The 22,109-nt window shown below is 63.8% G+C and carries 23 protein-coding genes; 14 read left to right on the top strand and 9 right to left on the bottom strand.

Features of this window, described 5'->3' with window-relative positions; genetic code table 11:
* Positions 1-33: 33 nt before the first annotated feature.
* Complete coding sequence (locus QA643_RS35080) at positions 34-234, bottom strand: hypothetical protein (protein WP_283030213.1); 201 nt, start codon at positions 232-234, stop codon at positions 34-36.
* A 302-nt stretch (positions 235-536) separates the two neighbouring features.
* On the opposite strand from QA643_RS35080, the gene QA643_RS35075 reads away from it, so the two are divergent.
* Positions 537-1,757, top strand: coding sequence for a glycosyltransferase family 87 protein (locus QA643_RS35075; RefSeq protein ID WP_283030212.1), 1,221 nt, complete (start codon positions 537-539; stop codon positions 1,755-1,757).
* Here QA643_RS35075 and QA643_RS35070 read toward each other — a convergent pair.
* Positions 1,750-2,604, bottom strand: a complete 855-nt coding sequence (locus QA643_RS35070) for a sialate O-acetylesterase (protein WP_283030211.1) — start codon at positions 2,602-2,604, stop codon at positions 1,750-1,752. The two genes, QA643_RS35075 and QA643_RS35070, sit on opposite strands and share 8 nt — an antisense overlap.
* A gap of 226 nt (positions 2,605-2,830) precedes the next feature.
* Here QA643_RS35070 and QA643_RS35065 point away from each other — a divergent pair, with 226 nt between their 5' ends.
* Complete coding sequence (locus tag QA643_RS35065) at positions 2,831-3,505, top strand: TetR/AcrR family transcriptional regulator (RefSeq protein WP_283030210.1); 675 nt, start codon at positions 2,831-2,833, stop codon at positions 3,503-3,505.
* Between the two features lie 89 nt (positions 3,506-3,594).
* On the top strand, positions 3,595-4,020 hold the full coding sequence (locus tag QA643_RS35060) for an OsmC family protein (RefSeq protein WP_283030209.1): 426 nt from the start codon (positions 3,595-3,597) through the stop codon (positions 4,018-4,020).
* Positions 4,021-4,069: 49 nt separating this feature from the next.
* Here the strand turns inward: QA643_RS35060 and pyk are convergent, their stop codons facing one another.
* Both pyk and QA643_RS35050 read right to left on the bottom strand, forming a co-directional pair.
* Positions 4,070-5,506 carry a pyruvate kinase gene (pyk, locus tag QA643_RS35055; RefSeq protein ID WP_283030208.1) on the bottom strand — a complete coding sequence of 479 codons (1,437 nt, stop codon included), beginning with the start codon at positions 5,504-5,506 and terminating at the stop codon, positions 4,070-4,072.
* Complete coding sequence (locus QA643_RS35050; protein WP_283030207.1) at positions 5,503-6,042, bottom strand: DUF1036 domain-containing protein; 540 nt, start codon at positions 6,040-6,042, stop codon at positions 5,503-5,505. Before QA643_RS35050 ends, pyk begins: the two co-directional genes overlap by 4 nt.
* A 243-nt stretch (positions 6,043-6,285) precedes the next feature.
* Here QA643_RS35050 and QA643_RS35045 point away from each other — a divergent pair, with 243 nt between their 5' ends.
* Both QA643_RS35045 and QA643_RS35040 read left to right on the top strand, forming a co-directional pair.
* On the top strand, positions 6,286-6,588 hold the full coding sequence (locus QA643_RS35045) for a DUF1244 domain-containing protein (protein ID WP_283030206.1): 303 nt from the start codon (positions 6,286-6,288) through the stop codon (positions 6,586-6,588).
* Positions 6,589-6,890: 302 nt separating this feature from the next.
* On the top strand, positions 6,891-7,169 hold the full coding sequence (locus QA643_RS35040) for a DUF2312 domain-containing protein (RefSeq protein ID WP_283030205.1): 279 nt from the start codon (positions 6,891-6,893) through the stop codon (positions 7,167-7,169).
* 180 nt (positions 7,170-7,349) lie between these two features.
* Here the strand turns inward: QA643_RS35040 and QA643_RS35035 are convergent, their stop codons facing one another.
* From QA643_RS35035 to QA643_RS35015, 5 genes are all read right to left on the bottom strand, one after another.
* Positions 7,350-9,002: a DUF882 domain-containing protein gene (locus QA643_RS35035; protein WP_283030204.1), complete on the bottom strand. Its 1,653-nt coding sequence runs from the start codon at positions 9,000-9,002 to the stop codon at positions 7,350-7,352.
* Between the two features lie 267 nt (positions 9,003-9,269).
* Positions 9,270-11,420, bottom strand: coding sequence for a L,D-transpeptidase family protein (locus QA643_RS35030; RefSeq protein ID WP_283030203.1), 2,151 nt, complete (start codon positions 11,418-11,420; stop codon positions 9,270-9,272).
* Between the two features lie 361 nt (positions 11,421-11,781).
* Positions 11,782-13,266, bottom strand: coding sequence for a sigma-54 dependent transcriptional regulator (locus tag QA643_RS35025; RefSeq protein ID WP_283030202.1), 1,485 nt, complete (start codon positions 13,264-13,266; stop codon positions 11,782-11,784).
* 102 nt (positions 13,267-13,368) lie between these two features.
* Positions 13,369-14,031: a TerC family protein gene (locus QA643_RS35020; protein ID WP_283030201.1), complete on the bottom strand. Its 663-nt coding sequence runs from the start codon at positions 14,029-14,031 to the stop codon at positions 13,369-13,371.
* A 119-nt stretch (positions 14,032-14,150) separates the two neighbouring features.
* The gene (locus QA643_RS35015; protein WP_283030200.1) at positions 14,151-14,492 is read right to left on the bottom strand and encodes a hypothetical protein; all 342 of its coding nucleotides are present in this window, start codon (positions 14,490-14,492) and stop codon (positions 14,151-14,153) included.
* Between the two features lie 47 nt (positions 14,493-14,539).
* On the opposite strand from QA643_RS35015, the gene QA643_RS35010 reads away from it, so the two are divergent.
* The 9 genes from QA643_RS35010 to QA643_RS34970 all read left to right on the top strand — a co-directional run bounded on the left by QA643_RS35010 (position 14,540) and on the right by QA643_RS34970 (position 22,108).
* Complete coding sequence (locus QA643_RS35010) at positions 14,540-14,902, top strand: helix-turn-helix transcriptional regulator (protein WP_283030199.1); 363 nt, start codon at positions 14,540-14,542, stop codon at positions 14,900-14,902.
* Positions 14,899-15,342, top strand: coding sequence for a hypothetical protein (locus QA643_RS35005; RefSeq protein WP_283030198.1), 444 nt, complete (start codon positions 14,899-14,901; stop codon positions 15,340-15,342). The genes QA643_RS35010 and QA643_RS35005 overlap by 4 nt, the downstream gene beginning before the upstream one ends.
* 44 nt (positions 15,343-15,386) lie before the next feature.
* Positions 15,387-17,249 (top strand): M3 family oligoendopeptidase, encoded by a 1,863-nt coding sequence (locus QA643_RS35000; protein WP_283030197.1) that lies wholly within the window; start codon positions 15,387-15,389, stop codon positions 17,247-17,249.
* A gap of 102 nt (positions 17,250-17,351) precedes the next feature.
* Positions 17,352-17,939: an intradiol ring-cleavage dioxygenase gene (locus QA643_RS34995; protein WP_283030196.1), complete on the top strand. Its 588-nt coding sequence runs from the start codon at positions 17,352-17,354 to the stop codon at positions 17,937-17,939.
* Between the two features lie 157 nt (positions 17,940-18,096).
* Entirely contained in the window at positions 18,097-18,249 is a 153-nt protein-coding gene (locus tag QA643_RS34990) for an aa3-type cytochrome c oxidase subunit IV (RefSeq protein WP_283030195.1), read from the top strand.
* Between the two features lie 137 nt (positions 18,250-18,386).
* The gene (locus QA643_RS34985; RefSeq protein WP_283030194.1) at positions 18,387-19,514 is read left to right on the top strand and encodes a Re/Si-specific NAD(P)(+) transhydrogenase subunit alpha; all 1,128 of its coding nucleotides are present in this window, start codon (positions 18,387-18,389) and stop codon (positions 19,512-19,514) included.
* Between the two features lie 11 nt (positions 19,515-19,525).
* A complete protein-coding gene (locus tag QA643_RS34980) occupies positions 19,526-19,843 on the top strand; it encodes a proton-translocating transhydrogenase family protein (protein WP_027579715.1) in 318 nt (105 codons plus the stop codon).
* Positions 19,844-19,885: 42 nt separating this feature from the next.
* Entirely contained in the window at positions 19,886-21,283 is a 1,398-nt protein-coding gene (locus tag QA643_RS34975; RefSeq protein WP_283030193.1) for an NAD(P)(+) transhydrogenase (Re/Si-specific) subunit beta, read from the top strand.
* An 18-nt stretch (positions 21,284-21,301) separates the two neighbouring features.
* Positions 21,302-22,108 carry an alpha/beta hydrolase gene (locus QA643_RS34970; protein WP_283030192.1) on the top strand — a complete coding sequence of 269 codons (807 nt, stop codon included), beginning with the start codon at positions 21,302-21,304 and terminating at the stop codon, positions 22,106-22,108.
* Position 22,109: the final 1 nt, after the last annotated feature.

Below are 22,109 nucleotides of genomic sequence, written 5' to 3'. Positions count from 1 at the left end.
GCGGCGGAGACGCCGCGTTTTTTTTGTGAAACATCATGGCGCCGCGGTTGGAGCCCCGAGGTGTACAGCCAGAATGTGTTCCGGTGTCTCCGTCACCTCGATCGTCTGCCCGTCGCCACCGACGAAGGCGAGCACGGTGCGCTCGCCGTCGCGCGACATGCTGCCGACGAGCGCGATGTTGATGTGAATGGTTTGTCCCGTCTCGAACCTCGTGCATTGAATCCAAAAGCGCATCGCGGTCTCCTTCGATCTCACGTGGCCAAAGCATAGGCAGCATCACAGGACGGGCAAAGCGCCGTGTCGTGTGAAGTGCGCCATGCCTACCTGTGCAGCCGAGCCGTCATTGCGCAAGGAGAGCGCGCGACGAAGGCGGCGCGCTGCGCTGGGAATAGGGGGCTCACTGTCGGCTCCGCGAACGCCGGCACGGCGGAGAATAACCCGCGTCACCGTCCCAAAACTTAAGATTTCCTCAATTCAGTCCGGCCTATTGCTTGGGGTGTGCGCCTTCGGAAAGGAGCACAAGCAAGGACCCGCGCATGATCGCCTCTCCGAAGACCGCACGCGAGCAAGCCGCTATTCCCGAGTGGCTCGTGAAAGTGTGTCTGGCGCTGGCGGTGGCCAATGTCGCGCTTTGTCCGGCGGCCTATTTCGCGAGCTGGTGGATCTACAACCCGGAAGGTCTCGGGATTCCGACTGACTTCATCAATGTCTGGGCCGCCGGCCGCCTGGTGCTCGAGGGCGTTCCGGCACAGGCCTATGATTGGGACATCCAGAAGCAGGTCGAGGTCGCTAAGCTCGGACAGGACTTCACCGGCTATTTTGCCTGGCACTATCCGCCGCCATTTCTGCTCGTCGCCTCGCTGCTCGCGATGCTGCCCTATTCGGTGGGCTATGCCGGCTGGGTCTATGTCAGCATGTTGCCCTATCTCGCTGTCATGCGCGCCATCGTCGGACACAATCTCGGCATCCTGATCGCACTCGCGATTCCGACGGTGCTGATGAACACCTATGCCGGGCAGAACGGCTTCCTCACCGCGGCACTGATCGGCGGCACGATCTATCTGATCCCCGTCCGGCCTGTCCTCGCGGGCATTTGCCTCGGGCTTTTGACCTACAAGCCGCAATACGGGCTGCTGTTTCCGGTCGTGCTGATCGCGGCCGGGCATTGGCGGGTGTTCATCAGCGCCGCGGTGACCGCGGTCGCGCTGGCGCTCGCTTCCGCGGTCGCCTTGGGCTTTGAGAGTTGGCTCGCCTTCTTTCACTGGATGCCGCGTTTTTCGCAGGCGTTCCTGACCGAGGGCAAGGCGACCTGGTGGAAGCTGCAAAGCATCTTCTCGCTGGTACGCTATTTCGGCGGCAGCGAGCCGCTCGGCTGGGCGTTCCAGTGGGTTCTCACCGCCTCGGTTGCCGTGGTGCTGGCGCTGATGTGGCGCAGCCGCGTGCCGTATACGCTGAAGGCTGCGGCGCTTGCCGTCGGCACGCTGCTGACCACACCCTATCTGTTTGTCTACGACATGATGGTGCTGGCGATCCCGATCGGCTTCATCGTCCGCATCGGCTTGAAGAGCGGCTTTCGTTCTTACGAGCTTCCGGCGCTCGGCGCCGTCGTCGCTCTCATCACTTGCTACATGTTCACGGGAATACCGACGGGCTTCGGTGCCACGCTGCTCGTCGGTGCGCTGATCCTGCGCCGCGCCGGATCATGGTGGCGGCATGAGCCGGCGCCGAGGGCCGTTGCGGTGGGTGCTGCTATTTGATGAACGCCGCCCACAGGGCGGCATTCGCAAGCGTGCCGATCCCGTTCATATGGCAGCCGTCGGAGCTGCGGCCTTCATTTCCGATCGTATCGGTATCCGGTCCCTGGCGGATGTTCAGCGCCGCGTCGACCGCTGCTAGCTGCCCGGCGCGGACTGCCGCGATGTTCGTCGGGCCGGCATAGTCGCATTTCGCGCTGCGCGACACGTAGAACGGTGCATCGAAACCGACGGCGCGAAACCGCTTCACGAGCTGATGCAGCAACGCGGCATATTGTTCGGCTGACGTCGTCATCAGCGCATCCCGTTCGCCCTGCTGAAACAGGATGTGCGTGGGCGTCAGGCCCGCAGCCTTCAGTTTCGCAATGCCGTTGGTCGTCAGCTCGGCACCCTCGTCGTTCAGGTAGGAAAGCGAGGCGCCGCCCTTGGCGATCGGCATGAGGATCACCCGGTCGTAGCGTCCGCTCTGGATCAGCATGTCACCAAGATGCGTTGCAAAGCTGCCACCCATGCCGTCGGTGCCGAGCAGCGGGTCGGCGGCGGCAAAGCATCTGCCCGTTGCGGGATCGAAATTGTCGACGGCTTCGCGCGCCGTATACCGAGCGCTGCCCCAGTTGGCCGCGTTGCTCTGGCCATGCACGACGATGATCGCCGTCTTGCCGGATACTGGGCTGCATGGCCGTTCCACGCGCGGCGGCGGCGGTATGGTGGCCCAATCGGACCCGCTCGCGCGCCACTTCATGAACGCGCCGATGATGATGCCGATCAGCAGTCCGCCGGCCAGGAATATAGCGAGGCGCGGCCATCGGCGGGTCCGCCAAAGCGCGGGGAATGATTTGAGGCTGCCCATTGCCCGCATGCTAGCCGGGCGGCGTTGAGGGCCTGTTAATGGTCTGAACGGGGGTTGCCGGAAAGATCGTATCCTGCCGGTTCGCAAAACCAGCTTGTCATCGGTCGTGAATAGTTGTTCACTTCTTCAAGGCGCAAGCATACTTGTCGCTCAAGGGATTGCAGGTGCGCGCGTTCCGGAAAGGCTCCACGGGGCTCGAGAGCGCGCCGGGGACGGACAACGCGCCATGGTCTATCGGCGAACCCATCAGGTCGTAAAACGGCTGGCGGCCCGGCGCAGCGCCATCCTGGCGGCGGCGCGGGACGCTGCGGCGGAGGGCGGCATGGCGGCGGTGCAGATTGCGCCGGTGGCGGTCCGCGCCAATGTCGCGGCCGGTACCGTTTACCGTTACTTTCCTTCCAAGGCCGAGCTGATCTCCGAACTGATCGCGGAGGTTTCGCGCGACGAACTGGCGGCGATTCGCCGCGCGGCCGACGCCGCACCGGGACCGTCCTCGGCGTTGGCGGCCGCCGTTACTACCGTTGCCGTCCATGTGCTGTCGCAGCGCAAGCTCGCCTGGGGCATCCTGGCCGAGCCGGTCGATGTCGACGTCTCGGTGTCGCGGCTTGCCAGCCGCCGCGAAATCTCCGGCGAGATTGCGACCCGGATCGACGCCGCGGTGCGCGCCGGCCATCTTCCCGCGCAGGATACGGCGCTCGCCGCGACCGCGCTGCTCGGCGCGCTGCATGAATCGCTGGTCGGCCCGTTGGCGCCGGAAAACCTCGATGATCCCGCCAAGCTGCGCGATGCCGTGCAAACGGTCACGCTGCTGGCGCTGCGCGCCGTCGGCGTGATGGACGCCCGCGCCCGCGGCCTCGTGGTGCAGGCGGTGCTGCCGGCCAAGGCGCTGGTTGGGGCCTAGCTTCCCATCATTCACGACATGCATCTGTCGCAACCATTTGCCAGCTTGTGGCTTATCGACGGTCCAATCCCCGTGAGCAGGAGCATGCCATGACAACGACATCAGGTTCAGCCAAGTGGCAGGGCGGCATCAAGGACGGCAAGGGCGCGATTTCGACCAAAAGCGGCGCGCTGAATGATTATCCCTACGGCTTCGCCAGCCGCTTCGAAGGCAAGGCGGGCTCCAATCCGGAAGAGTTGATCGGCGCGGCGCATGCCGCCTGCTTTACCATGGCGCTGTCGCTGATCCTCGGTGAGGCCAAGCTCATCGCCGAGCACATGGAGACCAAGGCCGACGTCACGCTGGAAAAGCAGGGCGATGGCTTTGCCATCACCTCGGTTCACCTGACGCTGAATGCGAAAATACCGGGCGCTGAGGATGCGAAGTTTCAGGAACTGGCTGGCAAGGCCAAGGCCGGCTGCCCGGTGTCGAAGCTGCTGAACACCAACATCACGCTGGATGCGAAGCTGGTGTAGTTCTGCCGCGCATCGCCCCGGAATGACGCGAGAGCTGACGGCGGCGCCGTCACTTCTCGGGCTTGCCTTCCCCGCCGACAGTGGCGATGCGCACCATGTTGGTGGTGCCGGGGATGCGCAACGGCACGCCGGCGACGATGATCACGCGCTGGCCTGCGTTGGCGAAGCCGTCACGAAACGCGATCGAGCCGGCACGGTCGACCATGTCGTCCTGGTCGTGCGCGTCTTCCGCCACCACGCAATGCACGCCCCAGACGACCGACAATTTACGGCCGGTCTCAAGGTTCGGCGTGATCGCCACCACCGGCAGCTTCGGCCGCTCGCGGGCTACGCGGATCGCCGTGGAGCCTGACGAGGTCCAGCAGATGATCGCGGATAATTCCAATGTTTCGGCGATCTGCCGGGCGGCGTCCGCGATGGCGTCGCCGACCGTATTCTCTGGTTCGGCCCGCTGCGCCGACAGCACCGTGCGATAGGTCGGGTCGCGCTCCACTTCCTCGCCGATGCGGTTCATGGTGGAGACTGCCTCGACCGGGAATTTGCCGGCGGCGGATTCAGCCGACAGCATGATGGCATCGGCGCCCTCATAGACGGCGGTCGCGACGTCGGAGACCTCGGCGCGGGTCGGCACCGGCGCCTGGATCATCGATTCCAGCATTTGGGTTGCGATCACCACCGGCTTGCCGGCGCGGCGTGCCATCCGCGTCATCTGCTTCTGCAGGCTCGGCACCCGCTCCAGCGGCAGCTCGACGCCGAGGTCGCCGCGCGCCACCATCAGCGCATCTGATGCATCGATGATCTCGGCGAGGCGGTCGATCGCCTGCGGCTTCTCGATCTTGGCCATGACAGCGGCGCGGCCGCGGATCATCCGCTTGGCCTCGTGAACGTCCTCGGCGCGCTGCACGAAGGAGAGCGCGATCCAGTCGACCCCGGTCACCAGTGCAGCTTCGAGATCGGCGCGGTCCTTCGGCGTCATCGCCGACACCGGCAGATCGGTATCGGGCAGGCTGACGCCCTTGCGGTCCGACATCTTGCCGCCGATCACGACGCGCGTCACCGCGCGCTCGGGCGAGGTTTCCTCGGCGATCAGGCGCACCTTGCCGTCGTCGAGCAATAGCGCATGGCCGGGCCGAAGGGCCGCGAGGATTTCCGGATGCGGCAGCTGCACGCGGTTGTTGTCGCCCGGCGCCTTGTCGGAATCGAGCACAAAACTCTGGCCGTTCTTGAGCTGCGTCGAGCCGTCGGCGAAAGCGCCAAGGCGCAACTTCGGACCCTGCAGGTCGACCAGGATGCCGATCGGGCGGCCGTAGCTGCTCTCGACATTGCGGATGGTCGTGACCAGCTCCCGCATCTTGTCATGCGGGGTGTGGCTCATGTTGATGCGAAACACGTCCGCGCCGGCCTCGAACAGCTTCCGGATCATCGCGCTGTCTGATGATGCCGGGCCGAGGGTCGCGAGGATCTTGATGCGACGAAGCCGTCTCATTGCTTGGGCGCCGGGGCTGGCGGCAGACCCGATCCGCCCGGCGGCGGATTGGCGAGCCCGGGCACCCCGCCGGGGCCGCCCGGTCCCATCGTTCCCGGAATCCCTGGCACGCGTTGTGCCGGCTGTTCGTTGGCTTCGGTCAGTTGCACGGTCCACGCTCGCTGTTCGCCTGTATCGACCTCGAAGAAGCCCGTGCGGTCGTAGCCGCGCGCCAGGCAATTCTCGGTGCCCTTGATGGTGAATTCCTTGTCACGCGAACACATGAAGGCCTGCCCCGACCATTCACCGCCGCGGTCATAGTCGAGCGCGTAGATGTAATAGTAACGTGCGACAAGAGTTCCGCGTAGCAGGGTCTCGCAACTGCGCGAGGACACGTTCCACCAGCCTTCGGTGGTCCAGCCCTCGGCGTCCTTGTAGCCGAGCGCAATGCCGACCCGGCTGGAAGTGTTGTTACAGAGCCGGAAATCGGCCGCCGCAGGATCGCTCCACAGGCACGTCGCCGCCAACGCCAGCAGCGCCGCCATACTGGCGGCCATGCGAGCGCGAAAGGGGGACAAGCAGCGCGAATCTTTTGCAATCATGCAGCCAAGCTATATCAAATCATTGACGATTTCGCGTGAGCCGGCGGGACCTGTCAACGGCCGGGGAACGCCTTTCCCGCGCTACGGGAAACCGGGCTCCCTGTGAGGTTGCCAATTTTGCGCGCAGATATGGCAAAATCTGTGACAAATTCCCACCTGAGATCAAATGCCCGGCACCCTATGAGGCAGCACCCCGCCATGACGATTGACGACAAAACCAGAACGGAATTGGAAGCCGCCGCTTTCCGGCGCCTGGTCAGCCATCTGCGCAGCAGGACCGATGTCCAGAACATCGATCTGATGAATCTGGCCGGCTTCTGCCGCAACTGCCTCTCCAACTGGATGAAGGAGGAGGCCGACGCCAAGGGCATCGCCATCAGCAAAGACGAGAGCCGTGAGGCGATCTACGGCATGCCCTATGAGGAGTGGAAGGCGAAGCACCAGGGCACGGCGACGCCGGAACAGCTTGCCGCAATGAAGAAGGTTCATCCCGGGCATTGAGCTTGGTGAGACTCTTAATCTCCAACTAACTGGGCCCGTCATTCCGGGATGGTGCGCCAGCACCAGACCCGGAATCTCGAGATTCTCAGGGGCGCAAGGGCGCCCCATAGTTCGATGCTTCGCATCGCCCCGGAATGACGGCGAACCGTCATCTCCTGTGGGCGCGCTGTGGATGAGCGCGATGCCGCCTTGACGCAAGGGCCCCCGATCTTGAGGGTCAATCTGCAAAAAGCGCCGTGCGGTAACGCGTGCGGCGCTTGATCTTTCAGCATCACCATTCAGTTCCATTTCAGGAGTATCCGATGGCCACCTCCTCCACCGCCGCTGCCGTCCAGGACGAGGTCGCGCACAGATTCGCCAAAGACCAGCTCAAGGCCATCGTCGAGCGCATCGAACGGCTGGAAGAAGAAAAGAAGACGATTTCCGACGACATCCGCGACGTCTATGCCGAAGCCAAGGGCAACGGTTTCGACACCAAGGCGCTGCGCACCATCGTGCGAATGCGCAAGCAGGACGCCAACGAGCGCGCCGAGCAGGAAACCATTTTGGAAACCTACATGCAGGCGCTCGGGATGCTGTGAGGCCATAGGCCGCCACACAAGTCCCTCGTCGTCCCGGACAAGCGAAGCGCGATCCGGGACCCAGCCACCGATGGTCAAGTTGAAGAATGCTGGAGCCCCAGCAAGCTTTAACGACTCGCATTGGTGGTTATGGGTCCTCGCATTCGCGAGGACGACAGCGATTTTTGAGAAACAGCGCGCCTAGCGCAGCGCGGCGGTGCGCATCACGAAAGACTGGGTCGGCAGCTGCGTGGTGGCCGATCCCGTGAAGCTGTCGCAGCTCATGCCCATCATCGGATCATCCGAGAAGGTCATGGCGATCGCGGCCTTCGGCTTGACGAAGAAGGCGCGCATCTGGGTCATCTCGGTGTCGCCGAGCACGGTCGTCGACATGGCGCTGCTTGCGCTCGGCGCCAGCATCACGACCCGCATCCAGACATCGTTGCCGCGGGCGGCGGCTAGGCGGGTCGCGTTGGCGACCACGGCATCCTGGCCCTGGGAGTTGCCCTGCGGCCCCTTGGCGACCACGGTGTTGATTTCGGTTGCGGCAGCGCTGTCCTTGCGCGCCGGGCGGACGGAGCGCGGTACGGGCGCGGTGGCCGCCACGATGTTGGCGCGGTCGACCGGAGAGGAGGCGGCCGGTGCATAGGCCATCGCGCGGTTGAAGGATTCGGTGACGCTGGCGGTCGGCTGCGGATCGGTGGCGGCGGCAAGGGCCTGACGGGCGCGGAGGGCGGCGACCTGCGCGGGCGTGGCCTGGTTGGTTGATTTCGGTATGTCGTCCCAGAAGCCGCGGGAATTGATGATATCGGCCGGGGTCTGCGGCTTCGGCTCGCCGGTGTCGGCGGCGGCCTGCTGGGCCGGCTTCGCCTCAGCCTTGGTTTCAGCCTTGGTTTCGGCCTTGGCCTTCGTCGCCTGCACGATCTGCGCGTCGGCTGCGGCGAGCTGAACGGTCGCACCGACCGGTTTTGCGCGTGGCGTCGGGACCGGGTCGGCGGATTTCGCGGCGGCCACGCTGGCCGGCGCCGGCTTCTCGTTCCTGACTGGCGCGCTGCCGCCCTCGTCATCCTCTTCCGCCGACTTGCTGCCGCCCTTGAACAGCGCCGCGAACAGGTTCGGCAACTTGCTGGTCGAGGCATCGTCGCCATTGCCGCGGCGTTCGATGTCGGCACGGGCCAGCTCATAGCCCTTCATCGGCCCGCTGGTGGACTGGTGAACCGTGCGCCCGTCCGGGAAGACCCTGGCCAGCTGGTCGTGGGTCATGCGCGGCCAGTGACGAATGCTGCCGGTATCAAGATGAACGAACGGCGAGCCCGAGGTCGGATAGAAACCGACGCCGCCACGCTGCAGCCGGAGGCCCGCGGCGCGGATATTCTCCAGCGGCACGTCCGGGATGTAGAAATCCATCGCGTGGCCGAGCATGTGCTGGCTGAAACGCGCGACGCCGGAAGAGCGGCGGCGAAGCATGGCGTTGGTGGCGGGAGAGCGGTAGGCGGAGATGATCTGGATCGGCTTCTTGCCATCGACGTCGCGGTAGACCTCCCAGATGATATCGAACAGGTGCCGATCCATCGTGGTGGAGTCCTGGCTGCGCCAGTCGCGGAGGAAGTGGTTGAGTTTCTTCAGCGCGTCTTCGTCGTAGCGGCCGTCGCGCTTGAAGGTGACGGTGAGGTCTTCGTCGGAATGGGTGTGGTGGAAGGAGAGGGTGCGGGTCTCGTTCAGCGCGGTCGCGTCATGCACCGTGCCGGCGCCGGCGAGCAGCAATAGCGATGTCAAGCCGATCCGGTATCCGGCCTTTGGCAGAGCAAGCGGATTGAATTGGCGCGCGAAACCAGCCAGCACGTATGAGCCCACCCAGTCGACGAGCGTTCACGGTGATTCTTTTGCAGACCCCCGGCAAAAGACGGTGAACGCATTCTTAAAGCAGGACGGTTAACCGAGATTTACCGTACCTGCCCCCAAGCAAGCCTTAACCTAACCCGCGGACTGTGGCAAAAAAGTGCCGCATGCCTGATGCGGCAGGGATAATGGTTAACGTAAACAACCTCTCCCGGAAGGAAAGGTTGTTGATTTCATTAAGAAATTCTAGCCGGCGGGCACGCGGACCGTAGTCGTCCGGGATTACCGGGTGAAGCGCTGCTGCGGCCGGCGGCCAATCGGGGCGGGGGGCGTCGCGGCGGTCGACGGACCTCCGAACAGGCGCTCGAAGAACGAGGGGCCGGACGAGTAGGTGTTGTCGCTGGCGAAGTTGACCCCCGCCGGCAGGCTCGAGCCGGACGGCCGCGTATAGCTCGGCTGGGCATGGGCGACCATGGCCTCCAGGTCCTTGTTGCGGCCGTTCTTGAGCAGTGCGATCATGACGGCGTCGCGGCCATAGACGTCCTTGCGGATCTGCAGCTTGCCGGCATCGTCCACGAACGCGGTCTGGTAGGTGATGTTCACCGGGATCGGCGTCGGGAATTTCAGGTCGATCTCGCTACGGCCGTACATGCTGCGAATTCTCTCCGGCGTGTAGCGCTCGTTCGGCATTGTGATGTTGAGCAATGTCGCCGCATACACATCCGGGTTCTGCACGCGCATGCAGCCGTGGCTGAACGCACGCTCCTCCTTGGCGAACAGATGCTTGTCCGGCGTGTCGTGCTGATAGACCAGGAATTTGTTCGGGAAGTTGAAGCGGACACGGCCGAGCGCATTGGCCTCGCCCGGTGGCTGCGAAATATGGATGCTGCCGTCGCGGTTGCGCTCGAGCTTCAGGCCCATGCGCTGCAACACGGTCGGGTCCTGCTGCAGGGCCGGCAGGTATTCGTTGTAGATGATCGACGGCGGAACGTTCCAGGTCGGATTGACCGTGATGAACTTCATCGTCTCCGTCAGCATCGGCGTCGCATGCTTGCCGGGCTTTCCGGTCACCACGCGCGTGGTCCAGACCTGCGCGCCGTTCTGCATCACCTTAAGCGTGAAATCAGGCACGTTGAGGATGACATAGGCGTTGCCGATCGAGGAAGCGCCGAGCTGGCGCGGCAGCCAGCGCCAGCGCTCCATGTTGACCAGCACGGTGTCGATCTGCCGGTCGCGCTTCGGGCTGTTGAGCGCCTTCACGGTACGGTCGTCGAGCACGCCGGTCGGCTTGAGGTCGACGCTTTCCTGGAACTTGCGCACGGCAGCGGCGACCTTGGCGTCGTAAAGTGTGCTGTCGGGATGGTCGGAGACGTGGAGCTTGGCGCGCAGTTGCGGCACGCGCGAATCTTCCGGCGCCACCTCACCCTGCTTCTTAGTCGCGGCCTTGTAGGCCAGCGCCGGGCCGTCGGCGATCTGGAGCAGCGGCCCGTCGCCCTGGCCGCGCAGCTCGGCGAGCTTGGCCTTCAGCTCCTTGTAGAGCTTGTGCGGCGGATTATAGGCCTCGAGCGCGGCGGAGGCGTCCTTGGCGGTCGAGATATTGGCGAGCACTTCGGCCGGGTCGGTCGGGTGTTCCGGATACTGGATGTCGGCAGAAACCTGCGACCAGTGCATCCGGCCGCTCTGCGCCTGCCGCGCATAGTCAAGCATGCTCGCGGTCAGCTTCAGTTCGGCTTCGGCGAGCAGATCCGGCGAGGTCGCGGAAGCAAAATCCGGCACCGGATAGTCGGTCGGATTGAGGCCTTCGGCACCGGCGTCCTTCAAACGGGCGATCACGCCCTTGCCGCTGTCGGTCAACTTGCCGGCTTGCGTCCATTGCGGCGCATAGTCGCGGGCGGCGTAGAACTTCTCGACGGCCGTGCGCTCATTCTTGCGGTCGAAATAGCGCAGCGACTTGGTACCGAGCATGTCGCGCAGCCGGTCGGCGACCGGCTGGTCGGCCGGCGCGACGGTTGAGACCTTCACCGGCTCCTTGGCGGGTTCGGCAGCGGGCGCGGTGGCTGTCGCCGCCGGCGGCGCAGCGGTCGTGGCATCGTTCGCAGCAGGTGCGGCCGCCGTGTCGGCGGGCTTGGGTTCGGTGGTCTTGGGTTCGGTGGTCTTCGTGGCCGCGGCGGGCTCGGCCGGCTTGTCGATCGCCTTGGTCACGTCAGGCACCGAGGCGGTGGAGTCCATCTTGAAATCGCCGATGGTCGGCGGCGGAATGTTGGCGGGTTCGGGACGAGGTACTGCTGCGTCGATCGCGAGCTCGGCAGCACTGGGGCGCAGCGTCGTCGACTGACCCGCCAGTGCTGAGGTCGCGGATACCGTGAGGAAGGTTGCCGCGACGGCCATCAGCACGCGGTCAAATCCTGCACGGTTCATCGAACAGTCACGCATCGTCACACCCCCTTGGGCGAAACTGCCCCGGCATGGAACAGTTAGCATCGCTCGTCATAGCTTGCGCGGGAAAGCGCCGGCTTCGGTTCAGTTGTACGCCTGCACGCCACGATTAACGCGAGACGATACATGTGCCCCCTTCATGCAGCCAGCGCCATGCGGGACAACTCACGACAAACTGACCTCAAACTACCCATTTGAACTCGGGTCGCGCGTTTTTGCCACGCTCCCCGCCTTTTGTCTGTCACCCCCAAGCCACGGTTCAAAAGCTTCCGAACGACAGATGTCCTTGGTTTGCCACGATCTTTGCCACGTGGACGCCATAATCGGGCAAGGATTCGAGCGCGCGTTTTTTCTCGGCTCAATTGGCATCCTGCGCGCCGCCTTCAGCGGGGCTGTCGGCGGCCTCATCGAGTTTGCGGTAGAGCGTGGAGCGACCGATCTTGAGGCGGCGTGCGACTTCCGACATCTGGCCGCGATAGTGCGAGATCGCAAAACGGATGATCTCGTTTTCCATCTCTTCGAGCGGCCGGACCTCGCCGGTGGCCGTGAGCATTGAAAGACTGCCGCCATTGTTCAGCGGGGCAATCGGTATGTCGCTACCCGACACCAGGGACGGCGCGACGACCAGCGGTTCGCTGTGGGGAAGCTCGCTGTCCGGTTGGGCTTGACCGATCGTTTGCGGGAAATCGGACAGGGCAAGCATGTCGCTCTCGCTCAGCACCACGGCGCGATACACCGTGTTCTCGAGCTGGCGGATGTTGCCGGGCCAATCGAGCTGCGCGAGATGGGCGACCGCCTCGCCGCTGATGCCGGTGATGGTGCGGTTTTCCTCGGCGGCAAAGCGCGCCAGGAAGTGTCGGAGCAGATGCGGGATGTCTTCGCGCCGCATCCGCAAGGGCGGGATCGTCAGCGGCAGCACGTGAAGCCGGTAGAACAGATCCTCGCGGAATGCGCCGCTCTTCACGAGGTCGAGCAGCTTGCGGTTGGTCGCGGAGATGATGCGGACGTCGACCTTTACCGGCTTGCGGCCGCCGACTGCCTCGACGGTGCCCTCCTGCAGCGCGCGCAGCAGTTTTACCTGAGCGGCCAGCGGCAACTCGCCGACCTCGTCGAGAAACAGCGTGCCGCCGGAAGCTTCGACGAACTTGCCCATGTGGCGTTCGGTGGCGCCGGTGAACGCGCCCTTCTCGTGACCGAACAGGATCGATTCCACGAGATTGTCGGGAATGGCGCCGCAATTGACCGCGACGAACGGCTTGGACTTGCGGTCGCTGGAACCATGAATGGCACGGGCGAACAATTCCTTGCCGACGCCGGATTCGCCCTCGATCAGCACCGGAATGCCCGATGTGGCCGCCTTCTGCGCGGTGCGCAGCACGGCCGACATGGCCTCGCTGCGGGTGATGATATCGGCGAAGGTCAGGCGTCCCTCGCGGCTGTGGCGGATGCGCTGCAATTCGCCCTTGAGCGCCGAGGTGTTGAGCGCATTGCGCAGCGACACCTGCAGCCGCTCGAAGCTGGCCGGCTTGACCACGAAATCCTGCGCGCCGGCACGCATCGCTGAAACCACGTTGTCGATGCCGCCATGGGCCGTTTGCACGATGACGGGGATGCTGACGCCGGCGTCGCGGAGTTTGGCGAGCACGCCGAGGCCGTCGAGGCCGGGCATCACGAGGTCGAGCACGACCGCGTCGATCACCTGCGCATCCGGGGAGGTCAGCAGGGCGACGGCGGCATCGCCGTTTTCGACGACAAGGGGCTCATAGCCGCACTTCTGCACCATATTTTCAACCAAACGGCGCTGCACGGCGTCGTCGTCGGCAATCAAGATGGTGGCAGCCATGGCTTTCCCCGCACGCTACTGGATTGTATCGAATCGGGGCACTTTCGCCGAAGCCGATTAACGACCTCTTAAGCGTTGAAAAATGGCGTAGTTGGGAAACGACTAGACGTTGAGGTGTGGCCACAACTCCAGCGCGCCGCGATAGCACATGTCGAAGGCGACATAGAGGATGATCAAAAGGCCGACATAGGCGACCCAGCGGTGCTTTTCCAATAGACGCGCAATAAAGTTGGCCGCGAAACCCATCAGTGCAATCGAAAGCCCAAGGCCGAATATCAGAATGATCGGGTGTTCCCGTGCGGCGCCTGCAACGGCCAGCACGTTGTCGAGCGACATCGATACGTCGGCGAGGGTGATCTGCCATACCGCCTGGCCAAGTGTCTTCTGACCAAGTGTCTTCTGACGATGACCGGGCGCAACGGTGGCGTCCATCGTTCTTGCGGCCGACAGATCGTGGAACTTCGGTTGATGCGCGTGCGAGGCCTGCAGCTCGCGCCACATCTTCCAGCACACCCAAAGCAGCAGAACGCCGCCGGCAAGCAACAGCCCGATGATCTGCAACAGCTGCACCGTGATGCTGGCAAAGCCGATGCGCAGCGCCGTGGCTGCCAGGATGCCGACAAGAATCGCCTTCTTGCGCTGACCCTCGGGCAGCCCGGCGGCTGCAAGCCCGATAACGATGGCGTTATCGCCGGCGAGCACCAGGTCGATCATGATGACCTGGAAAAGTGCTGTCAGGTGTTGCGAGGAGATCAATTCCAGCATGTGGGCCACTCCGTTCAGGTCCAATCCGACATCGCAGCTCGCTTGAACTGCCAGAGGGGCCCGGGCTTGGACGCACATAGTCGAAGGCGCAGTCGAAACTGCGCGGGAAAGTTGGTTCCTTACTCAGATTGGTCGGAAGTGCCGCACAGCCTCGTTAGTTGATCAGGCTCGATCAGCACGGAGAGGACGACGCCGATAAACGTCAGGCTGCCGGCGATCTCGAACCACGCCATGCGGAATTGGCCGGCGCGGCAAAGCAGTGCGAGGGCGGCCGTTGTCGCGGCAACCGCAAACAGCAGCGTGACGATGATCGGCGCCAGCGCGTCGGCCGGCACCACGTTTCGGATCGCGAGCGCCAAGAGTAGTGTGGCCAAGAGAATGCCGGCCGTCAGCTCCTTCACACGGGCTGACGGTGCGCGCTCGACAGCTCGGACAAATTGACTGCGGTCTAGCAGGGCCATCGGTTCTACTTCGCGAGCTCGAATTGTGGTAGGAAGCATGACCTATCGTGCAATTCATATTGGCTAGTTTAGTAAACATGAAACGTGGAAAACATCAAGATGTTTTCGCTGAACGGCCGTCGGCCAAGGCCGCTCCCGATGCCAAGCAATTGCGCAAATTGGCGGGGGATTGGCTGAAGCAGCGCCGGGCGGATGCCGAATTGTCGCAGGCCGATCTCGCCGCGCGCCTTGGGTTGAAATATTACACGTTCATCTCGCAGGTCGAGAACGGGTTCAGCCGTGTTCCAACCGAAATCATGGGCGCGTGGGCGAACGAATTGGGCCTTGAACAGGCCGCCTTCGCTAGGCATCTGTTAATGTACTACGAGCCGGAAATGTATCGGCTGCTGTTCGGAGCAGAAAAGAAATGAATGTGGTTGCGTTCGCGCGCAAACATGACACCGGCGAATGGAGCGAAAGGGAACTCCGCACCATTGTCACGGCGCTGGAGAAAACGCTTGCGCCGGGTACCGGGCGTGACTGGGAAACCGGCATGACGGAAGCCGGCGACGCCCAGTTCTACCTGTTGGGCCCGCTGCCGGATCAGGCGTGCGAACTGTGCGTGTCCCGAATCAAGGGCCGCTATATCCTGGAAAGCGGATCGGGCCGGCTATTGTTCGAGCACCGCAACCTCGATCTGGTGATGCTGCACGCGAAGGCCGCTGTGCCGTCGACGTCGTGGCTGATGGTCCGCGCGATCACATTGTGGTGTGCTATGCGCAATACGATCCACGAAAAGGTGGAACCGTTGCTCGTCGAGGGCGAAGAGATGTTCGTCCAGTTGGTCCCGCAACTTGCGGCGTTCGCCTGATCTCCCACCCATTTCCTGATCACCTCTTAAGTTTTGAAAGTGTCATGAGCGCAAAATCTGCGACTTCCCGAGCCGGCAAGACGTCCCGCAAGCCCGCCACGAACAGCAAGGCGACGGCGGCCAAATCCAAAACCGGCAAACTGCCGGAATGGAATCTCGCCGATCTGTACTCCGGTATCGACGCGCCCGAGATTGCGCGCGACCTGCAGAAGATGGATGCCGACTGCGTCGCGTTCGAGACCGACTACAAGGGCAAGCTGGCGGAGGGCGTTGCCCGCGATGACGGCGGTGTCTGGCTGGCCCAGGCGGTCAGGCGCTACGAGGCGATCGACGATCTCGCCGGCCGGCTCGGTTCCTATGCCGGCCTGGTTCACGCCGGCGATAGCGTCGATGCAGCGATCTCCAAATTCTACGGCGACGTCTCCGAGCGGCTGACGGCGGCCTCGCTGCATCTTCTGTTCTTTGCGCTTGAGCTGAATCGCATCGATGATGACGTGATCGAGCGGGCGATGCAGACGCCGGAGCTCGCCCATTACCGTCCCTGGATCGAGGACCTGCGCAAGGACAAGCCGTATCAGCTCGAGGATCGCGTCGAGCAGCTGTTTCACGAGAAGTCGCAGAGCGGTTACGCCGCCTGGAACCGGCTGTTCGACCAGACCATCTCCGGCCTGCGCTTTAAGGTCGGGGCCAAGGTGCTCGCGATCGAGCCGGTCCTCAATCTCCTGCAGGATCGTGCGCCGGAAAAGCGCAAGGCGGCCGCGCAGGCGCTGGCGAAAACCTTCAAGGACAATGAGCGGACCTTTGCGCTCATCACCAACACGCTCGCCAAGGACAAGGAAATTTCCGACCGCTGGCGCGGCTTCCTGGATGTCGCGGATTCACGGCATCTCAACAACCGCGTCGAGCGTGAGGTGGTCGATGCGCTGGTCGGTTCGGTTCGCGCGGCCTATCCACGGCTGTCGCATCGCTATTACGCGCTGAAGGCTGGCTGGTTCAAAAAGAAAAAACTCGCGCATTGGGACCGCAATGCGCCGCTGCCGTTTGCCACGACCGGCACGGTCGCCTGGCCCGAGGCGCAGAAAATGGTGCTGACGGCCTATCGCGGCTTTTCCGCCGAGATGGCTGAAATCGCGGAGCGCTTCTTCACGGAGCGATGGATCGATGCGCCGGTGCGGCCCGGCAAGGCGCCGGGCGCGTTCTCGCACCCGACCACGCCGTCGGCGCATCCCTATGTGCTGATGAACTACCAGGGCAAGCCACGCGACGTGATGACGCTCGCCCATGAGCTCGGCCACGGCGTGCACCAGGTGCTGGCGGCGAAGCAGGGCGCGCTGATGGCGCCGACGCCGCTGACGCTGGCGGAGACCGCGAGCGTGTTCGGCGAGATGCTGACCTTCAAGCGGCTGTTGTCGCAGACCAAGAACGCCAGGCAGCGCCAGGCGCTGCTCGCCGGCAAGGTCGAGGACATGATCAACACGGTGGTGCGGCAGATCGCTTTCTATTCGTTCGAGCGCGCCGTGCACACCGAGCGCAAGGATGGCGAATTGACCGCCGAGCGGATCGGCCAGATCTGGCTCAGCGTACAGAACGAGAGCCTTGGGCCCGCGATCGACATCCGTCCAGGCTACGAGAATTTCTGGATGTACATTCCGCACTTCATCCATTCGCCGTTCTACGTCTACGCCTACGCGTTCGGCGACTGCCTGGTGAATTCGCTCTATGCAGTCTACGAAAATGCCGCCGAGGGTTTCGCCGAGCGCTATCTCGAGATGCTCGCGGCCGGCGGCACCAAGCATTATTCCGAACTGCTGAGGCCGTTCGGGCTCGACGCCAAGGATCCAAAATTCTGGGACGGCGGCCTGTCGGTGATATCAGGCATGATCGACGAGCTGGAAGCGATGAGCTGATCTGCTCGGCGCGGGCGGGCGCAAACGGATTTGTGATGGCCGCGGACACAATTTCCGCCGCCGTCGCCCTTCATGTTGGTGGTGACAGAAGGGGAGGGCCCCATGATCGACACCCCGACGCGGCGCACGGTGCTTGGCGCGGGCGTCTTTGCCGCCGGCTCGCTGCTCTCGATCGACGCCGCCTTTGCCGAGACGCCGCTGGCCCTTACGCCCCAGTGCCACGACGGCGATGACGCCACGGTGGCACAAACCGAAGGGCCATACTTCAAGCCATCGTCGCCTGAGCGAACCGAACTGTTCGAAGAGGGCATGGCAGGGCAGCCGATCGAACTGGTTGGCTTCGTGTTCACGCGCGCCTGCAAACCGCTCGCCGGCGCCTTGCTGGATTTCTGGCAGGCGGACGATAAGGGCCGCTACGACAATTCCGGTTTCCGCCTGCGCGGCCACCAGTTCTCGGATGCGGAAGGCCGTTACCGGCTGCGCAGCATCGTGCCCGGCATTTATCCCGGCCGTACGCGCCATATCCATGTGAAGGTGCAGCCGCGCGGTGGTCCCGTGTTGACCACCCAGCTCTATTTTCCCGGCGAGTCAAAAAACCGCTCCGACGGCCTGTTCCGCAAGGATTTGTTGATCCGGACGGGCAAGAACGTGGGGTGGCTGGCCGGTCGTTTCGACTTCGTTGTCGGATAGAGCGGTGATTCGGCGTCGGGGGCCGGTCACCGGCCTGACCCGCTGGATCCGGGATAATTGGCCTTCCGAATGACCCGATAGGCAAGGGGCCGTTGCCCTGCCAAACGCTTTGCGGTAATTGCACGCGAGAAACGAGAGATTTTCACTGGGGATACCGATGGCAGACCATAGCGAAGTGGCCTACACGACCGCGGACGGCAACGATTATCCGGCCCACGAGCAGACCTATGAAGGGTTCATCATGCTCGTCAAATACGGCACCGTCGCCGTCGTGCTCATCGTCGCCCTGATGGGCTATTTCCTGACCTGACGCATCGCTGCCCTGCGCCGCCGCGACCCGCGGCGGCCGGAAAATTGCACGCATGCCGGTGACGAAACCGGTATCCAACTAAGCGAAAAAGACGCTAGTTTGCTTGCGCGCGCGCCCGCCGCGCCGGGGGAGGCTTCATGAAGATTGCGATTGCCAGGGAAATCGATCCGTCCGAACCGCGCGTTGCCGCTTCCCCGGACACCGTCAAGAAATTCAAGGCGCTCGGCGCCGAAGTGGCGATCGAGCCGGGCGCGGGGATCAAGTCGGGCCTGCCGGATTCCGAATTCACCGCGGTCGGCGCCACCGTCAGCGCCGACGCGTTGAAGGATGCCGACATCGTCATCAAGGTGAAACGGCCGGAGGCCTCGGAGCTCGCCAACTACAAGCGCGGCGCGCTTGTCATCGCGATCATGGACCCCTACGGCAACGAAGCGGCGCTGAAGACGATGGCCGATGCCGGCGTCTCCGCCTTCGCGATGGAACTGATGCCGCGCATTACCCGCGCGCAGGTGATGGACGTTTTGTCCTCCCAGGCCAACCTCGCAGGCTATCGCGCGGTGATCGAGGCCGCCGAAGCGTTCGGCCGCGCGTTCCCGATGATGATGACCGCAGCCGGCACCGTTCCGGCGGCGAAGGTGTTCGTGATGGGCGTCGGCGTCGCCGGCCTGCAGGCGATCGCGACCGCCCGCCGCTTGGGCGCGGTCGTCACCGCTACCGACGTGCGCCCCGCCACCAAAGAGCAAGTCGAATCGCTCGGCGCAAAGTTTCTCGCGGTCGAGGACGAGGAGTTCAAGAACGCGCAGACCGCCGGCGGCTACGCGAAGGAAATGTCGAAAGAGTATCAGGCCAAGCAGGCCGCGCTGACCGCCGAGCACGTCAAGAAGCAGGACATCGTCATCACCACCGCGCTGATCCCGGGCCGTCCGGCGCCGAAACTCGTCAGCGCCGAGATGGTGAAGTCGATGAAGCCCGGCTCGGTGCTGGTCGATCTCGCTGTTGAGCGCGGCGGCAATGTCGAGGGCGCGAAGGCGGGCGAAGTCGTCGATATCGATGGCATCAAGATCGTCGGCTACACCAACGTCGCTGGCCGCGTGGCGCAATCGGCCTCCAGTCTTTATGCCCGCAACCTGTTCTCGTTTATCGAGACCCTCGTCGACAAGGCGAACAAGGCCTTGGCCGTCAACTGGGACGATGAACTCGTGAAGGCGACCGCTTTGACCAAGGACGGCGCCGTCGTCCATCCGAACTTCCAGCCGAAAGCCTAAGGAGAGAAGCCATGGAGCACATCGCTCAAGCCGTCGATCCCTTCGTGTTCCGGCTGTCGATTTTCGTCCTCGCCGTCTTCGTCGGCTATTTCGTGGTCTGGTCGGTGACCCCGGCGCTGCACACGCCGCTGATGTCGGTGACCAACGCGATCTCCTCGGTGATCGTGGTCGGTGCGCTGCTCGCGGTCGGCGTCGGCATGATCTCGAGCGGCTCGGGCTGGGCGCGCGGATTCGGCTTCATCGCGCTGATCTTCGCCTGCGTGAACATTTTCGGCGGCTTCCTTGTCACCCAGCGCATGCTGGCGATGTACAAGAAGAAGGCCAAGTGAGCGGCGTGCACCTCGGGGTGACGAAGACAAAGGGGACCTGAGATGAACGCCAATCTGGCTGCAATTCTGTACCTCGTGGCAGGTGTGCTGTTCATCCTGTCGCTGCGCGGGCTATCGAGCCCGGCATCGTCCCGTCAGGGCAATCTGTTCGGCATGATCGGCATGGCGATTGCGGTCGCCACCACGCTCGCCAGCCATCCGCCGGCGGACGGCGTTGCCTGGGTGCTGGTCATCCTCGGCATCGCCATCGGCGGCGGCGTCGGCGCCGTCATCGCGCGGCGGGTGCCGATGACCTCGATGCCGGAATTGGTCGCGGCCTTCCACTCGCTGGTCGGCATGGCCGCGGTGCTGGTCGCTGCCGGCGCCTTCTACGCGCCCGAGGCCTTCGACATCGGCAAGCCCGGCGCCATTCACGCTTCCAGCCTGGTCGAGATGTCGCTCGGTGTCGCCATCGGCGCGCTGACCTTTACCGGCTCGGTGATCGCGTTCCTGAAGCTTTCCGCGCGGATGAGCGGTGCGCCGATCATCCTGCCGTTCCGCCACGTCATCAACATCGCGCTGGCGCTTGCGCTGGTCTTCTTCATCTTCGGCCTCGTCCGCTCCGGCAGCGCGCTCGATTTCTGGCTGATCACCATCATTGCACTGGTGCTCGGCGTGCTCATGATCATCCCGATCGGCGGCGCCGACATGCCGGTCGTGATCTCCATGCTGAACTCCTATTCCGGCTGGGCCGCCGCCGGCATCGGCTTCACGCTAGGCAACTCCGCGCTGATCATCACCGGCGCGCTGGTCGGCTCCTCCGGCGCGATCCTGTCCTACATCATGTGCCACGCGATGAACCGCTCGTTCATCTCGGTCATCCTCGGCGGCTTCGGCGGTGAGACCGCGGCCGCGGGCGGCGGCAGCGGCGAGCAGAAGCCGGCCAAGCTTGGCTCGGCCGATGATGCCGCCTTCATCATGAAGAACGCCTCCAAGGTCATCATCGTGCCCGGCTACGGCATGGCGGTCGCGCAGGCCCAGCACGCGCTGCGCGAAATGGCCGATCTTCTGAAGAAGGAAGGCGTCGAGGTGAAATACGCCATCCACCCGGTCGCGGGGCGCATGCCCGGCCATATGAACGTGCTGCTGGCGGAAGCCAACGTGCCCTATGACGAGGTGTTCGAGCTCGAGGACATCAACTCCGAATTCGCGCAGGCCGATATCGCCTTCGTGATCGGCGCGAACGACGTCACCAATCCGGCCGCCGAGGAAGACAAGACCTCGCCGATCTACGGCATGCCGGTGCTGCAGGTCTGGAAGGCCGGCACCGTGATGTTCATCAAGCGCTCGCTGGCGTCAGGCTATGCCGGCATCGACAATCCACTGTTCTATCGCGACAACACCATGATGCTCCTTGGTGATGCCAAGAAGGTGACCGAGAACATCGTCAAGGGGATGTAACGCGCTCGCAGGAACTTCATGACCGCGCTGAAATGGCTGCTGATCACCGCCTCAGCCGGTTATGTCCTGGGCCTGCTCGCGCTGTTTTTCGGGCAGCGCGCCTTCTTGTTTCCGGCACCGACGAGCGTGCGCACGCCGCCGGACGCGGCGGGCTTTCCGGAGGTTGAAGAACATTTCCTGGCCACGGCGGATGGTGAAAAGGTCATCGTCTGGCATGCTCCGGCCAAGCCTGGACGTCCGGTCGTCCTCTATTTTCACGGCAATGGCGATTATCTCGCCGGCTTCTTCGGCCGCTTTCGTCCGCTGATCGCCGACGGGATCGGGATCGTTGCGCTCTCCTATCGCGGCTATGCCGGCTCGAGCGGGCATCCCAGCGAGCAGGGATTGCTACAGGATGGCGCAGCCGCCTACGCCTTCACGGCGACGCGATACAAGACGGACAGGATCGTCACCTGGGGATTCTCGCTTGGCAGCGGTGTCGCCGTCGCGCTGGCAGCCGCGCAGCCGGTCGGAAAGCTGATCCTCGAAGCGCCGTATACGTCCATTGTCGACGTTGCCGCATCAGCGTTCTGGTTCGCACCGGTGCGGCTCTTGATGCGCGATCACTTCTACTCCGACCGGCAAATCGGCCGGATCAGGGTTCCGCTGCTCGTGATGCATGGCGCGCTCGATCCCACCATACCCGTTACCTTCGGTGAACGACTGTTTGCGCGAGCGAACGAGCCGAAGCGGTTCGTCCGCCTGGCGCGGGGCGGCCATAACGATCTGGACAATTTCGGTGCGATTGAAATCGCCCGCAATTTCATCAACCTTGCGAAGAGGTGAT

The organism is Bradyrhizobium sp. CB3481, from assembly GCF_029714305.1.
Classification (GTDB): Bacteria; Pseudomonadota; Alphaproteobacteria; order Rhizobiales; family Xanthobacteraceae; genus Bradyrhizobium.
This window is presented reverse-complemented; position numbering and strand designations above follow the sequence as displayed.